The organism is Kamptonema formosum PCC 10802, from assembly GCF_000332335.1.
Lineage (GTDB): Bacteria > Cyanobacteriota > Cyanobacteriia > Cyanobacteriales > Oscillatoriaceae > Oscillatoria.
This window is the reverse complement of the sequence record NZ_KB235948.1, coordinates 3,104,707-3,120,123: the sequence shown is the minus strand read 5'-3', so window position 1 is coordinate 3,120,123 and position 15,417 is coordinate 3,104,707. Positions and strand designations below refer to the sequence as shown.

At 52.6% G+C, this 15,417-nt stretch carries 14 protein-coding genes; 5 read left to right on the top strand and 9 right to left on the bottom strand.

The genetic code is table 11. From position 1 onward, the window contains the following. Positions 1–109: 109 nt before the first annotated feature. On the bottom strand, positions 110–673 hold the full coding sequence (locus tag OSC10802_RS0113395) for an NUDIX hydrolase (RefSeq protein ID WP_017717273.1): 564 nt from the start codon (positions 671–673) through the stop codon (positions 110–112). A 67-nt stretch (positions 674–740) separates the two neighbouring features. Here OSC10802_RS0113395 and OSC10802_RS0113390 point away from each other — a divergent pair, with 67 nt between their 5' ends. Next, positions 741–1,259, top strand: coding sequence for a macro domain-containing protein (locus OSC10802_RS0113390; RefSeq protein ID WP_017717272.1), 519 nt, complete (start codon positions 741–743; stop codon positions 1,257–1,259). Positions 1,260–1,284: 25 nt separating this feature from the next. Here the strand turns inward: OSC10802_RS0113390 and OSC10802_RS0113385 are convergent, their stop codons facing one another. Together OSC10802_RS0113385 and OSC10802_RS0113380 are read right to left on the bottom strand one after the other, a co-directional pair. Further along, a complete protein-coding gene (locus OSC10802_RS0113385) occupies positions 1,285–1,953 on the bottom strand; it encodes a class I SAM-dependent methyltransferase (protein WP_017717271.1) in 669 nt (222 codons plus the stop codon). Between the two features lie 261 nt (positions 1,954–2,214). After that, the gene (locus tag OSC10802_RS0113380; RefSeq protein WP_044170971.1) at positions 2,215–2,685 is read right to left on the bottom strand and encodes a peptidoglycan-binding domain-containing protein; all 471 of its coding nucleotides are present in this window, start codon (positions 2,683–2,685) and stop codon (positions 2,215–2,217) included. Between the two features lie 265 nt (positions 2,686–2,950). On the opposite strand from OSC10802_RS0113380, the gene trxB reads away from it, so the two are divergent. The 4 genes from trxB to OSC10802_RS0113360 all read left to right on the top strand — a co-directional run bounded on the left by trxB (position 2,951) and on the right by OSC10802_RS0113360 (position 7,636). Then, positions 2,951–4,321, top strand: coding sequence for a thioredoxin-disulfide reductase (gene trxB, locus OSC10802_RS0113375; RefSeq protein ID WP_017717269.1), 1,371 nt, complete (start codon positions 2,951–2,953; stop codon positions 4,319–4,321). A gap of 121 nt (positions 4,322–4,442) precedes the next feature. Continuing rightward, the gene (locus OSC10802_RS0113370) at positions 4,443–5,324 is read left to right on the top strand and encodes an ABC transporter permease (RefSeq protein ID WP_026098439.1); all 882 of its coding nucleotides are present in this window, start codon (positions 4,443–4,445) and stop codon (positions 5,322–5,324) included. 361 nt (positions 5,325–5,685) lie between these two features. Next, complete coding sequence (locus OSC10802_RS0113365; protein ID WP_017717267.1) at positions 5,686–6,252, top strand: hypothetical protein; 567 nt, start codon at positions 5,686–5,688, stop codon at positions 6,250–6,252. A 463-nt stretch (positions 6,253–6,715) separates the two neighbouring features. After that, positions 6,716–7,636 carry an ROK family protein gene (locus OSC10802_RS0113360; RefSeq protein ID WP_017717266.1) on the top strand — a complete coding sequence of 307 codons (921 nt, stop codon included), beginning with the start codon at positions 6,716–6,718 and terminating at the stop codon, positions 7,634–7,636. A 172-nt stretch (positions 7,637–7,808) separates the two neighbouring features. On the opposite strand, the gene OSC10802_RS0113350 is transcribed toward OSC10802_RS0113360, so the two are convergent. The 6 genes from OSC10802_RS0113350 to OSC10802_RS49720 all read right to left on the bottom strand — a co-directional run. Next, a complete protein-coding gene (locus OSC10802_RS0113350; RefSeq protein ID WP_017717264.1) occupies positions 7,809–8,027 on the bottom strand; it encodes a hypothetical protein in 219 nt (72 codons plus the stop codon). Positions 8,028–8,064: 37 nt separating this feature from the next. Continuing rightward, on the bottom strand, positions 8,065–9,708 hold the full coding sequence (gene pyrG, locus OSC10802_RS0113345; protein ID WP_017717263.1) for a CTP synthase: 1,644 nt from the start codon (positions 9,706–9,708) through the stop codon (positions 8,065–8,067). Between the two features lie 611 nt (positions 9,709–10,319). After that, entirely contained in the window at positions 10,320–13,301 is a 2,982-nt protein-coding gene (locus OSC10802_RS44330) for a CHAT domain-containing protein (protein WP_198525113.1), read from the bottom strand. Positions 13,302–13,707: 406 nt separating this feature from the next. Next, positions 13,708–13,944, bottom strand: coding sequence for a hypothetical protein (locus tag OSC10802_RS0113330; RefSeq protein ID WP_017717260.1), 237 nt, complete (start codon positions 13,942–13,944; stop codon positions 13,708–13,710). Between the two features lie 59 nt (positions 13,945–14,003). Next, positions 14,004–14,960, bottom strand: coding sequence for a hypothetical protein (locus OSC10802_RS0113325; protein WP_017717259.1), 957 nt, complete (start codon positions 14,958–14,960; stop codon positions 14,004–14,006). Between the two features lie 85 nt (positions 14,961–15,045). Further along, positions 15,046–15,417 (bottom strand): hypothetical protein (locus OSC10802_RS49720; protein WP_232731674.1); only part of this gene is annotated, 372 nt, incomplete at its 5' end.

Sequence of the window (15,417 nt, the reverse complement as noted above, 5' to 3'; positions counted from 1 at the left end):
CAGTTTAGCACGCTGGCACCGGCATCTCGTCTCTCCCCCTCCCCTTCCAGACGTAGGACAGGCGTCCCGCCTGTCCCCCCGCCTGTCCTCTCGCCTGTCCTCAAAACCCCTAAACCCACCGGCACTCCCTTAAGAAGTTCAATCCCAAAAAAACCGCCGCAACACTTCCTGAAACACAAATCTCCCCCGCAGAGATTCTCTCCATCACCTCTCCCACCGGCACCAGCACCACTTCAATCTCTTCCGTAACATCTAAAAGTTGCTCCCCCGCCCTCTCAGCATCCTTAGCAACAAACAAGTGAATCTTATTTGTATCTTTTACCGGATTGTCATAGAGCGTTGCTATCTGAATTAGATTCTCGCAAACATAACCCGTTTCTTCTGTAAATTCCCGCGCCGCAGCTGAGGCAGGAGTCTCAACCTCTGGGTTAAAAGCACCGGCGGGCAGTTCCAGCAAAATCTCCCCCACGCCGTGCCGGTACTGGCGCACGAACACAATCTCGCCGGTCTTAGTAGCGGCGAACACCAGGGCTATATCCGGTCTGACATTTACGAAAAAGTCATCTATCACGTTGCCCGCCGGCAATTCTACTTCATCTCGCCGGATTTGGCACCAGGGATTATTAAAAACGACTTGCGACCGCAATATCCGCCACTTCTTTAAATCTTTCATAGGGTTTTCTCTATGGACTGCCGGCCCCCTGTACAATTGAGACTGGACCGAAACTCAAGTAAATGATATGACCGATCGATTGGAACTGGTTGAAGGCGATATTACCACAATCAAAGTGGATGCTATCGTCATTCCCGCGCTGTCTTCTCTCGTGAAGGGCACCGGCATCTACAAAACTATTCACCAGGCTGCCGGCCCAGAATTGTTAGAAGCGTGCCGCCAGCTGAATGGCTGTCAACTCGGCGAAGCTAAAATTACTCCGGGCTTCAACCTGGGAGCAAAGTGGGCGATCCACACCGTTTGCCCAGTGTGGCTGGACGGCAAACATGGAGAGCCGAAGATGCTGGCTCAATGCTATCACAGCTGTTTAACTTTAGCAGATCAGCACGACCTCCGCACGATTGCTTTCCCACCCCTGAGCGTGGGCATGTATCGTTTCCGGGTCAAACGCGCGGCTAAATTTGCTACAGCTGCCACCCTAGAATTTTTGGAGACAAACACCACGATTGAGAAGGTTTTCTTTGTGGTTGTTGGGGAACTGATGATGCAGCGCTTCACCAGGGGTATGGCGGAAGTAATGGGATAAATTTCCCCCACTGGGGTGGGCGTTCTTATTGCCCGCCCTCCGCCCAAGCACGCTCAGCTGTCCAGTGCCGGTCGCTGGATTGATAGACTCTCACCCCGTCTAACTGGGCGGCGAACACAAGCTGATTCACCTCCTCTAGAGTAAACGCGGCGTGCAGGGAATCCCGGAACAGCTGTTTCTGGTGGGCGCTGTATTCGGCACCGATACCGGCAACGAAGGCATCGACAAAATCCGGAGATGCCGGTCGAATTAAATCCCGAATCAAGATAGCGCCGTTGGGTTTTAGCACTCGCTTGAGTTCCAGGAAAAATGGCAGCGGATCTGGCAAGTGGTGGACGAGGCTGTTGGAAATCACCATGTCAAACCGGCCATCTTCATAATCCAGCTGCTTGGCGTCAGCGAGTTCCAGCTGAATCTGCCCAAGCAACCCAGCTGTCTCAACATTCCTGGCACCGGCCAGGAGCATGTTTTTTGACAGGTCGGTGCAGGTCAGCTGCCACTGCGGGCGCATCTGGCTTATTATAATGGGGATGCGCGCTGTGCCGGTGCCGGCGTCCAGCACTTGACCTGCCGGTGGCCCTAACTCCACGGCACGTTGGGCAAAGGCAGTATTTATCTCGGTGAAGTCCATTGAGTCATACTCAATCGCTTCTTCCCAGGTGTCCATCACTTCCGGTTCTAGCACTCGCTCCATCACGGGTCCCCTTAAAGGCGGCTTACATCAAATCCATTTTATTACTCATTATTAAATAGGCGCTAGCTGAAACTGGGGATAATAAAAAGTCTGCCGCAGCGGCACTTGACTGGCGGGATGCCCTGCGCCACATTTGTGTGAGTTTAAATTATTCAAACGGAATTCAGGGGCGAATAGCAAGAAACCCGGTTTCTTGAACAAACCGGGTTTCTGGGGCGTTTCTGGGAGAGGCGGCGCGGAGCGAATGTTTTGTGGGCCTATTTATTTGCCCAGAATTCTTTTGGCCTCCTGGTCGAGTTTCTGGCGAACTGGCAGAGTGGCGATGCCGGTCTCTGACAGTTTATATTGTTTCTGAAAGGCTTTGACGGCTGCCTCGGTTCGCGGGCCATAAAACTGGTTGCGCGGCAGTTCAGGGCTGGGTTGGACAACCAGGTTCAGCGAGCCCTGAAGATTTTTGACCAAATCGGCTGCCACGTCCTGAGTTTGCCCTCCCGCTACGCCATCAGCCGTTAGCTTGTAAGCCTTCTGAAAATCACTGATAGCTTTCTTGGTGGCTTCATCTGTTAGGGTATCCCCCAGGGTGACGTTATATCCCAAGCCATTTAACACAGACCGGAACTCGCTCGGACTGTAGTCTCTGGCGCGGGCGGCATAAGCGGCATCAAAGCTCATAAAGCTAAATCCCACAAACAGTATCACGGCAAAGATTGCTTTGACAAACTTGCTGTGCATCAAATAAACCTCCTTCACGGCTAATCGACTTAGATGTTGATTTCCTAGCAGGTTCAATCTCCCAGGAAGCCCACTTATTGAAAGTCTTTGTTCTATTCAGTGAGTCAGTTAGGCTATCCGGCACAGCCTGCGGGAACCCCCGGTTTCTTCTCGTTTCGCCGGCTCACCGGCACCTCGGGCCACCCCCCCCGTCGCTCGGTTCGGCTGTCTGGTAAAGGGGAGTTGTGGTATACTAAGCGTAGTCATTATGAGTTTGAGTTAGTGTATGGCAAGCCCAACAGTAGAAAACTTGGTGATTATTGGTTCTGGCCCTGCCGGCTATACTGCGGCCATCTACGCAGGACGGGCCAACCTGAAGCCCTTGGTGTTTGAAGGCTATCAAATGGGGGGCATCCCGGGTGGCCAGCTGATGACCACCACCGAAGTGGAGAACTTTCCGGGCTTTCCGGAAGGGGTGACAGGGCCAGAATTAATGGACAGGATGAAAGCGCAGGCGGCGCGGTGGGGGGCTGAGCTAGTCACAGAAGATGTGATTTCTGTAGACTTGAGCCAGCGTCCTTTTACTGTGCTATCCCAAGAGCGAGAAGTCAGAGCCCACGCCATAGTGATAGCCACCGGCGCAACCGCGAAACGGCTCGGCTTGCCAAGTGAGCTAAAATTCTGGAATCAGGGCGTTTCAGCTTGCGCGATTTGTGACGGAGCCACCCCAATCTTCAAAGGAGTGGAGCTGGCGGTGATTGGCGGCGGCGACACGGCGGCGGAAGAGTCCATCTATCTCACCAAATACGCCAGTCACGTGCACCTGCTGGTGCGCTCCGACAAAATGCGAGCCTCCAAAGCCATGCAAGACCGGGTGTTGAGCCACCCCAAAATCACCGTGCACTGGAACACCGAGGCGGTGGATGTGTTCGGTGAGGAAGGCGGGCTGATGCAAGGGATGAAAGTGAGAAACAGCAAGACCGGCGAAGTCAGCGACTTGCCGGTGAAGGGGCTGTTCTACGCCATTGGCCACACTCCCAACACTCAACTGTTCCAGGGGCAGCTGGAACTCGACCCAGTGGGCTATATTGTCACCCAGCACGGTTCGGTGGGGACTAGCGTCGAGGGGGTTTATGCTGCCGGTGACGTGCAAGATCACGAGTTCCGCCAAGCGATCACAGCTGCCGGCACAGGCTGCATGGCGGCGATGCTAGCCGAGCGGTGGCTGTCCGAGAAGGGGCTGGCGCAGGAATTCCATCAAGCCGGTGAGGCTGAGAAGCCGGCTCAAAAGGCGGCTGAAGAAAAGCCGGTGGAGACAGAAGCGACATTTAACATCTCCTCGACGCGGCACGAGGGGGGCTGGGCGCTGCGCAAGCTGTACCATGATAGCGACCGGCTGATCGTGGTAAAATATTCCTCACCCACCTGTGGGCCATGCCACACCCTCAAGCCCATTTTGAGCAAAGTTGTGGATGAGTTCGATGGCAAAATTCACTATGTCGAGATCGACATTGAGCAAGACCCAAACATTGCCGAGGCTGCCGGTGTCACCGGAACGCCCACCATTCAGTTCTTCAAGCACAAAGACAAAGTGGGCGAGCTCAAGGGCGTCAAGCAAAAGAGCCAGTACCGGCAATTGATTGAAAGCAATCTGTAGCAGTAGGGTGCGTTCCGGGAGAACGCACCGCACACCCCCTGTAGCAATCTGTAGGGAAACTTGAGCGAGTGGTTGGAAACTAGAGGATACAATCATTCCCTAGTTCTTACTCCCCACTCTCATGGCTCCTAGCAGACTGCAACTGCCCCGATTTTTACGTCTTTCCGCTCGCCCCAGCCTCTCCATGCAGATGATGTGGGTGGGGCTGGCGATTACCCTGTTTTTCGTGCTCACCGCCCTCTTGGCTCCCACTTTCCTGGCGCGGGGATGGATACAGAGCCCCACAGAATTCCTCAGCAACCCCTTGCACGAGCCACCCTCCCCCAGCCACTGGTTCGGCACCAGCGGCCTGGGCTACGATGTATTCTCGCGCACCCTGTTCGGCAGCCAAGCTGCATGGCAAGTGGTTATCCTGGCTACAGCACTCAGTCTGGTTGCCGGCGTGCCCTTGGGTATGGTGAGCGGCTATGTGGGGGGCAGACTCGACCGGGCGCTGCTGTTTTTGATGGATACCATCTACACCCTCCCCGGACTGCTGCTGTCGATTACCCTGGCCTTTGTCGTCGGGCGGGGAGTGCTCAATGCCGCCATCGCCCTGAGTATTTCCTACATCCCGCAATACTATCGGATAGTCCGCAACCACACCGTCAGCGTCAAGACTGAACTGTTTGTCGAAGCCGCCCGCTCGATGGGTGCCGACACTTGGACAGTTCTCAGCCGCTACCTCTTCCTCAACGTGATTCAAAGCGTGCCGGTGGTGTTCACCCTCAACGCCGCTGACGCCATTCTCACCCTCGGGGGTTTGGGATTTCTCGGTTTGGGTTTGCCGGAAGAGACAGCGGAGTGGGGGCACGATTTGCGCCAAGCGCTGGAGGCGCTGCCCACCGGCATCTGGTGGACTGCCCTATTCCCCGGTTTGGCCCTGACGCTGATGGTTGTGGGGCTGTCGCTGGTGGGAGAGGGGTTGAACGAGTTCGTCAATCCTAAGTTGCGGCGAGAATAGCCGGTGGAAAGGTGGGAGCCGGGATTTGGGGATTGGGGGATTTTTTGTCTGTCTCTCGCTCTCCCTGTCTGGCTTTCCGCTCAATTCGTTTACCGAAGACTGCCGGTCTTTTCTCTCTTCTTTATAACTGGAATTCTGCCACCGGCTGCTGTAGCTAAACTCAGGCGACCGGTGGCGATCCGCGTTACGCACATCTAATTTGCTATTTTAGCGGGGCTGGCAAAACGGCCCGCACTCTCATTATTTCTAGAGACGCGACAGGTCGCGCCTCTACCTGTCTCCTCCTGGAGCGAGGGACGTGCCGCGCCGCCACACAAACCAAATTAAATGTTTAAGAGTTGATTTCTCTGGGGGGTCTTCTATGCAAATCAACCGAGCTTTTCTGGCAGCAGTTATTCCTTTAGCGCTGGTTCCTTTCACCGTCGCTGGGATGTTTTGGTCGGTCTGGAAGCTGCCGGCGCAACCGGCAGTCAGTGCTACCACCGGCACGGCACAGCACGCCTCTCCCCCAGCGATGCAGTTAAGCCAGCGCCCGGTTTCTCCAGATGAACCTCTCAGCGACACTCTCAATCAAAGGTTTTCTTTGCAAAACTCTCTGAGCCGCATCCAGCAAATTAAGGGAGCTTTAGAAAGCTTCTGCCGGCTGACAGCAACCGCGAAAGCTAAGCTGGGAGAGCCGGCGCTCAGGAATGCCGGCAATACAGACCCGGAAACGCAAACTCTGGGGTTTACCAATTGGGTGGGCTCTGTTGAAGGGACGGTGAGACAGCAGAATTACCAAATCAAAAAGCTGGAATTTGAATTAGCGCAAAAGCAATTCCAAGACAGAGAAATTACTAAGGCTGCGCTTGACCAGAAAGCAGCGGCTTACCGGCAGGCAGAGAAGGATTTTCAAGCGTTTTTGAAGGCTTTCAGGATTGCCGACTAGCTGACCTCAGAATTATAGTAGCATCCACTTAGATTAGGACATTAGACCTTCAGGGGGGCGGGACGCCTGCCCTACGTCTATATAGCAGTAGGCATTTAGGGAACGTACATTCCGGCCTCCCTTGCTCCCCCGCTCCCGAAGCTCCTATTGTCCTAACCAATATGACTGCTGCTATATAGAGCAAGAAACAGTCAGTTTAGGACAAGGCATCTCACTGGCTAGTAGGAAAAGGGACAGGCGAGACGCCTGTCCTACGTCCTAACCTAACTGGATACGATTATAGCAGGTCTGAATGATTTGCGCAACCGCTAGGGGCACAGAACCCTGGTTTCTTTAAGAAACTGGGTTCTGAAATTTACACGAAGGATTTAGACACGCTATATCTGAGTACATCTGCGTTCATCTGCGGTTAAAAATATAAAATTAAACCTACAATGGAAGAAAAGATATTAAAGGTTCGAGTATGGGCGAAGTGATTGGAATTGATTTAGGGGGGACAGCAATTAAGCTGGGGAGATTCACCCCGGATGGCAATTGCAGCCAATCGCTGAGTGTGGCCACGCCGCAACCGGCCACACCGGCAGCTGTGTTGGGCGTTATGGCTGAGGCAATTGAGCAACTTGACCCCGACCGGCAATGCTTGGCCATAGGGGTGGGGACGCCCGGGCCGGCGGATGCGGCGGGTCGGGTGGCCAAAGTGGCGATTAATCTGGCGGGGTGGCGCGATGTGCCCCTGGCTGACTGGCTCGAAGAAAAGACCAAAAGACCGGCAGTTCTGGCGAATGACGCTAATTGCGCGGGTTTGGGAGAAGCTTGGCTGGGTGCCGGTCGCCGCTTCCGCAATTTGATTGTGCTGACTTTGGGCACGGGAGTGGGCGGTGCGATTATTATAGATGGAAAGCTGTTTGTGGGCCACACCGGCGCTGCCGGGGAGCTGGGGTTAATCACCCTGGATCTTTACGGACCGGAGTGCAATAGCGGCAATCGCGGTTCGCTGGAACAGTTTGTCTCCGTGGGGGCGATTCGCCGGCGCATGGGTTGCGAGCCGGCGGAACTGGGCCACATGGCGCAAGTGGGGAACCGGCAAGCTTTGGAGTTCTGGGAGACTTACGGACACCAGCTGGGTGCCGGTTTGGCCAGCCTGATCTATGTGCTGGGGCCGGAAGCGATTATCATCGGTGGGGGTGTGGCTGCTAGTGCGGAGTTTTTCTTCCCTGCAACTATGGCAGAAATTGAGCGGCGGGTGCTGCCGGTGTGCCGCCCCGGTTTGCAGTTGCTGACGGCTGAGTTGGGCAATTCTGCGGGGATTGCCGGTGCGGCTAAACTGGCTTGGCAGCTGGTTAGGGAAAAGGAAGAAGCAACAAAGATTGAGGAAAAAGGCTAATTTTGACGCCGCACACCGGGGCGCGGCGGGACGCGCCCCTACGGAGATTTCGCCTGGGAACGAAATAAAATTTTGACGTAGCACAGGCGTCTCGCCTGTGCCCCGCCATATTGTCCGGGAAAATCCAAAATCCAAAATCCAAAATCCAAAATCCAAAATCCCAATGCCCCATTCAAGGTAAAGGAAACCCAGTGGTTTCTTTGATGTAGTCGAGAATCTTGTGGTAGGCTTCTGGATCGCTCTGCTGAGTAATCTCAATGCCGGTTTGGTGATTGGACAAATACAGGGTTAGCCGACCGTTCCAAGACAAGCTGAAAGCGCTGATGCGGTCTAGATCGATCACATATACTTGTTTGTCCCGCTCATAACTTATCTTGATCCAGTGCGCCACAAGACCTCCTCAGATGAAAGCCGCCGCAATTCCTGTGTCAGGATACTTCAGCTGGCACTGCCGGTGCTGCTGCTGTTGCGGGTTTCTTTCGGGCCATCGCGGCTTTGACAAACCCTTTGAACAGCGGGTGAGGCAGGCTCGGGCGTGACTGGAACTCTGGGTGGAACTGGGTGGCGATGAAGAAGGGGTGGTTGCGCAGTTCGATGATTTCCACCAAGCGCCCGTCAGGGGATGTGCCGCTGATGGCGAAGCCTGTGTCTAAAAACAGGTTGCGGTAGGCGTTGTTGAATTCGTAGCGGTGCCGGTGGCGTTCGTAAACCACCTCTTGCTGGTAGAGATTGAACGCCAGGGTGTCGGGCGCAATGCGGCAGGCATATAGCCCCAGGCGCATTGTGCCGCCTAAATCTACCACATCTTCCTGTTCCGGCAGCAAGTTGATCACCGGATTGCGCCCGCTGGGGTCAAACTCGGCGCTGTTGGCATCTTGCAGTCCGGCGAGGTTACGCGCCCACTCTATGACAGCGCACTGCATCCCCAGGCACAACCCTAGGAACGGTATCTGGGACTGGCGGGCGTGTTCAATGGCGGCAATTTTTCCATCCACCCCCCGGATGCCGAACCCGCCGGGAACGAGTATGCCGTGGACGCCTTGGAGATGGGCTTCGGCACCGTCCGCTTCGATGTCTTCTGAGTTGACCCAGCGCAGGTTGAATTCGCTTCCCATTGCGATGGCGGCGTGGCGCAGGGCTTCCACGACGGAGAGGTAGGCATCTGTCAGCCGGACGTATTTGCCGACAATGGCCAGCTCTATCTTTTCGCCGCCGCGATACAGCCGGTCTACGAGGGTTTGCCACTGTTTCAGGTCGGGCTGGCGCTGCTCCAGCTGGAGCAACTCCAGGACTTGCTGGGCCAGTCCCTCCCGTTCTAGGATTAGGGGCACTTCATAGATACTTTTGGCATCTTGGCAGGTAATGACGCTCTCCACCGGCACGTCGCAGAATTCTGAGAGTTTGTCTTTCATGCCCGGCTGCAAGGGCCGGTCGCACCGGCACACTAAAATATCCGGTTGAATGCCTATGGAACGCAGCTCTTTGACGGAGTGCTGGGTTGGCTTGGTTTTCATCTCGCCGGCAGAGGGAATCCAGGGCACGAGGGTGACGTGGATATAGAGGACATTATTGCGCCCCACATCCTTGCGGAACTGCCGGATCGCTTCTAAAAAGGGCTGGGATTCGATGTCGCCCACTGTGCCGCCTATTTCGGTAATCACCACATCTGGGTTGGTATCTTTGGCCACCCGGCGGATTCGCTCTTTGATTTCGTTGGTGATGTGGGGGATGACTTGAACTGTGCCGCCGTGATAGTCGCCTCGGCGCTCTTTGTTGATGACTGCTTGGTAGATGGAGCCGGTGGTGACGCTGTTCAGGCGAGACATGGAGGTGTCGGTGAAGCGCTCGTAGTGCCCCAAGTCCAGGTCTGTTTCTGCGCCATCCTGGGTGACGAACACCTCTCCGTGCTGGAAGGGGCTCATGGTGCCCGGATCGACGTTAATATAGGGGTCTAGTTTCAAGATGGAGACGGAATAGTCCCGCGACTTGAGGAGCCGGCCCAGACTTGCCGCTACAATTCCCTTGCCAATGCTGGAGACGACTCCGCCGGTGACGAACACAAACTTGGTCATAAACTTCCGAAACGCCTAGATTTCCGCGCCTACGCCTGCTGTTCATTGTGCCACAGCCCAAGCGCCTGCGTGCCTTTACCGGCTGTCCGCAGTCAGCGCTTGCTGGCAGACAACCCAGATGACAGGATACCATTCTTGTCAGAGCACCTTTGGGAGTGGCCAGACTGTTTAGCTGGCCGGTTGAGGTGTTCCTGCATTTAAATTATATATTTTGAAGATAGTAGGGTGGGTTCCGCCTCCCGTCACTTTTTATTCGGTTGCGGGCATTAATAAGGCGGAACCCACCCCCCCTGTAGCGGTGCGTTCGGGAGCATCCCGTTTTTGCATTAGCAAAGGGGCCTGGCGATTGGAAATCGCGGCTATACAAACAAAGTCCGCCTGCGCGGACTTTAAAACATGCCCAGTAGCGGTGCGTTCGGGAGGATCTCGTTTTTGCATTAGCAAAGGGGCCTGGCGATTGGAAATCGCGGCTATACAAACAAAGTCCGCCTGCGCGGACTTTAAAACATGCCCAGGTTTGTTGGCTGGCGGAGCGGAACTTGGGTTCTCCAAAGAAACATCAGGGTTTTAACTCAAGTAATTGAGCAAAAAAGATGTTTTTGGCTGTTCTCCTACGCCAAACCCTGGGATACAAAACCCGACCAATAATGGGGACTGACAAAGGGCAAAGTTTCCCGGCGAAGGAACTCTAACCGCAATCGCACATTGGCCATAATTTCGGCTTGGTTTTCTCCCCATTGCTGCCGGTCAACATAAGCCTCTAACTGCGGTTTGTACTTAGCATATAATTCGTCGCCTGTCAAGTTACGCAGCTTAAATTGGGTTTGGCGGATGGCTTCGGACCGGCTCTTGTCCCGCTTCTCCTCATAGTACAAAATGCAAAACAAAGCGGTTGCTAAGTCATCCACTGACCATAAGGTACTGACCACATTTCGGGCACCCGCACAGAGGAAACCAGCCGCAATACTCAGGGGGTCATCGGTAATTGGGGTGAGGGTTAAGTTGGTTTCGCAGCAGGAGAGGATAACTTCGGCTAGCTGCGGAAATCTCCAGGTGAAAAGGCGAGCGAGGTTGATATCGCCGTCGAATAATTTAAGGATTGATTCCAGGGCATTATTGAGGTTAGAAGCCGCGTGGTGGCTGGAATGGAGGACTTGCACTTGGTGGAGTAAGTTTTGATAGTTGCTGATAGTCGCTTGCTGGTATTGCAGGCGGCGGTTTTTGGGAACTTTGTGCGTGGTGGCCAGGGTTTCGCACTCGTAGCCGGTGAAAACGAGGTCGCCGGTGGCATTTTCCACGATGCCCATATTCTCAATTTTCAGGTTGCCTCGCTGGTGGCAATAATTGAGAATTTGGCAACTGGGAACGATGCGAATGCGGAATTTATCGCTGAGGTATTCGGGTTGTTGGGGTGGGGTTTTGGCGGCTGCGACTGCGGCTGGGTCGGGTTTTTTGACAGCTTTTACGCGAGTCTTGTCGTAGGCTGTATTGCTTTGGGGAATGGGAGTGTTGTTTAAAGGTAAGGCAGCAAAGGGAATTTGATGCAGGTACAGGTGCGGGATGATAATCAGTTCTTTGATGCCGGTGAGATGTTCGGCAATCAGTTGATTGAGTTGCAGCCGGTTGGCAAGTTCCGGGAGAAAATCCCGCATTTGACTTTGCCATACGATTCGGTTTTGCAGATAAGGTGTTAACCAGTTGTTAAAGATCCAATTTTGCAAGGTTTCAAACCCTTGTCCTTCGCAGGTGTGGAGTTGGGGCGGTTGATTTTGCCGCAAGATGAAAACGTGGGTATGTTTATCAGTGGTGTAAAAATTGACGATGGCGGTTTCGGTATCGGGAATTAAGGCTTGCATTTGCTGGAAGCTGAGGGGGTCCGCTTGCAATTGACCGGCCAAAACCTGGTCTTTGCTGCGAATTTTCAGCCACGCTTGCTGCTTTTGTGCCTCTAAGTTTTCAATCAGTTTAAGCGTCGCGTCGCTGTTGGGGGTTGCTTGGCGAGTGGCGGCGAATGCTTTTGTCCCGTCGTTGTCAGAAATACGCAAACGGTTACTTTGTTCTTGCAGGCGATAGTATTCTGCCACTTCTGGGGGAATTTCGCCTTGGGGGTAGAGGTCTTTGCTGTAAAATAAGTCCGCGAGGTGGCGGGAACGGGAACGATCTGCGGTTTCGACGGCTTTATCGTATTGTTTAAGGTTGATGTAGCATTGGACTGCGTTGGCGTAAACCGATATGGCGTCTTTAATGATTTCTTGGCGGCGTTTGTCGGTGGTTGAGCCTTTGCGGAGTTGTTCCACTGCTTGCATAGCCGGTTCGTATCCTTCTAAGGCGAGTTGCCAGTCGCCTTGGAGAAAGCCGGTATCGCCGAGGTTGCGACCTCCTGTGAAGCATACGGGTGGCATAGTTTCGGGAGTGGCAATTTTGAGGCAGTCTCGATAGTTTTGAATGGCTTTTTCTGGTTGTTGTAATTCGCGGTAAACAGAGCCTAAATTTACCAGATCATTTGCCTCCCCTTGCCGGTATTTGATTTCCTGACTAATAGCTAAAGACTGTTCGTAGAAGGTGATGGCTCGTTCATATTCTCCCATAGAGTCGTAAGCAATCCCTAAATTTCCCAGAGAAGCAGCTTCCCCTTGGCGGTGTTTGATTTCCTGACTAATAACCAAAGACTGTTCCAAGAAAGTGATGGCTCGTTCATATTGTCCCAAAGATCCGTAAGCAATCCCTAAATTTCCCAGAGAATTAGCTTCCCCTTGGCGATATCCGATTTCCCGACTAATGGCTAAAGACTGTTCAAAGAAATCAATCCCCCGTTCATACTGTCCCATAGCGCTACAAGCAATGCTTAAATTTATCAAAGAACTAGCCTCCCCTTCACGGTCTTTGATTTTCCGACTAATGGCTAAAGACTGTTCGTGGAATGTGATCGCTCGTTCATATTCTCCCAGAGAGTCGTAAGAATTACCTAAACCTGCCAGAGAAATTGCTTCATTTTGACGGTCTTTGATTTTCCGACTAATGGCTAAAGACTTTTCGTGGAATGTGATCGCTTGTTCATATTCTCCCAGAGAGTTGTAAGCATTGCCTAAATTTACCAGAGCATTTGCCTTCCCTTGGCGGTATTTGATTTCCTGACTAATCACTAAAGACTGTTCGTGGAAAGCGATCGCTCCTTCATATTCTCCCAGAGAGTCGTAAGAATTACCTAAATTTTTCAGAGAATTTGCTTCCCCTTTGCGGTTTTTGATTTTTCGACTAATAGCTAAATGCTGTTCGTAGAAGGTGATGGCTCGTTCATATTCTCCCAGAGAGTAGTAAGCATTGCCTAAATTTACCAGAGCATTTGCCTCCCCTTGCCGGTATTTGATTTCCTGACTAATAGCTAAAGACTGTTCGTGGGAGGTGATGGCTATTTCATATTGTCCCAGAGAGCGGTAAACAACACCTAAATTTCCCAGAGAATCAGCTTCCCCTTCGCGGTCTTGAATAGCTTGATAAATGCTAAGACACTGTTGCCAGCAATTCCAAGCCATGCCGAATAAACCATTATTATAATGGTCAATTCCAAAGGCCAATAAAATATCTGCCGTCATTTTTCTAACTGCTGTTGGCGGAATATCGCTAACAAAAAAATCTCTCAAGTATGAACCAATTTTTTTGTAATAATTGAGAATACTTTTAGATGCTTTTTTATTAAAAAAACTAGCGATTTTGAATGGTATAGCCAACAGAATTAATCCGACTAAAGCACTTGGCAGTACAATGATTAACGCAAAACATTCCAGTAAACTATAAGACAGTTTGGGATAATTTTTTTTTATAGCAGAGATTATAAGCATATTTGGTTTCCAGTTTTTCTTTCATGTAGGTTGGGTTGAGGCAACGAAACCCAACGCGATACCTGATTTTTGTTGCGCTGTTACACGGCTGTGCGTGCAGCATCCGACAATTGACGCGGATCGTGAAGTAGCCATAACCAAACATGAGGATCGAGTAAAATCATTCTCCCAAAGCATCCCAAAGTTCAGGCATCGGTTCATCAAAATCGGCGGCAATTTTGATTGGACTTCCCTGCAGGGGATAATTTTTTCCAGGCGGCTCAGGAATCGAATAGTGAACAATACGAGCGACTGGCAAACCCTTACGGATAATGACAACCTCAGACAGGGTAGCAGCAATCTCATCAACAATTGCTGTTAGGGCGATGTCGCTTTCCTCTAGGTTCAGATATTTCATGCTGTCACCACACCATGATTCTTAAAAAAACCCGGTGTCTGAAACCGGGTTTCACTTGCTCACCCATCTGCGGGTTTCAATTCCACCACTTCAAAACTTTGATAAAAAACCTGCCATTCCCCTGGCTGTTCCAAGTGGTCAAATAAATCCATAATCCGCTCACCATTCCATTCTATCAGTCCTTCATCTTCACGGGGGGTCAACCAAGGTAAGTTTAAAGGTTGCTTCAAGACAATTGCTAAAAACTCCTCCTTTCCCAGTTTGTCAAACTTAAAATTTGTCTTTTCCTCATCCAGAGCCGCCCAAGAATCCTTTTGAGGCAGCAAAAGCGGCGGTTCCTCCATAATAGCATTCGGTGCATAAGCAGAAGATGGACAGAGCAAACATTCCCCATCTTGACTGCGATTCAACAACAGCACTGGAGACTTAGAAAAGTCTAAATCAATTACCATCCAAAGCGACTGGTTGGCGGGAATCGTTGCGGGATTTTTCTGCACCGCAGGGGGAGCCGATGGCAGAATAGGGCCTCTATCTACCCCTAGCTGGGCTGCCTCCTCGTTTGTTTTAAACTGTATCCAATTGGCAGGGGATTTTGCCTTTTCCCGCAAAAGCTCCCAGCTATTCGCCTCCAGCCATTGCCTATTCGCCTCCAGCCAGCGCGGGTATTTGTGTTTCCACAGCCACTCATAAGCCGTTCGCCAAATGCCTCCTTGTCCTACTTGCCCATTGAGTAAGATATTAACATCCACCCCATCGGCTGTCATCTCTTCTTCATATTTATTTACAATCGCCCGCCGAACATTTTGCTCGTGTGTGCCAATTCCCGCTGCATACTTTCCCGGCCCAAGCCGGGGATCTTGTGGCATCAACTTTTCAGCAATTGTTTTGTGTTGAACTGCCACCGGGCGATTTTTCGCGTAACGCAGGGGAAAAAACACTTCCTCTCTTATATTATACCCAGGCTGCGTTTTCAGTTCGCCGGCGATTTCGCTAATAAACTTTTCTGCGGGAGTCATCAGACACCTCCAAAATTAGATTTTTCAGTTATATCCCCCCCAACGCCGGGGTGGAAGGGCCCGCCCCTACAAAGGGTGGGAATTCTCAAAGCCCCCTTTTTAAGGGGGGTTGGGGGGGATCTGGCCCACACCAAGAGGTTTCCAGCACCCGATTTGGCACGAACCGGCCAGACGGGGGGCAATTCCCCTTGGCCAACCGCGAGAACCGGCCTTTCCGATCGCCCACACCAAGAGGTTTCCAGCACCCGATTTCGGCACGAACCGGCCAGACGGGGGGCAATTCCCCTTGGCCAACCGCGAGAACCGGCATTTCCGATCGCCCACGCCAAGAGGTTTCCAGCACCCGATTTGGCACGAACCGGCCAGACGGGGGGCAATTCCCCTTGGCCAACCGCGAGAACCGGCCTTTCCGATCGCCCACGCCAAGAGGTTTCCAGCACCCGATTTGGCACGAACC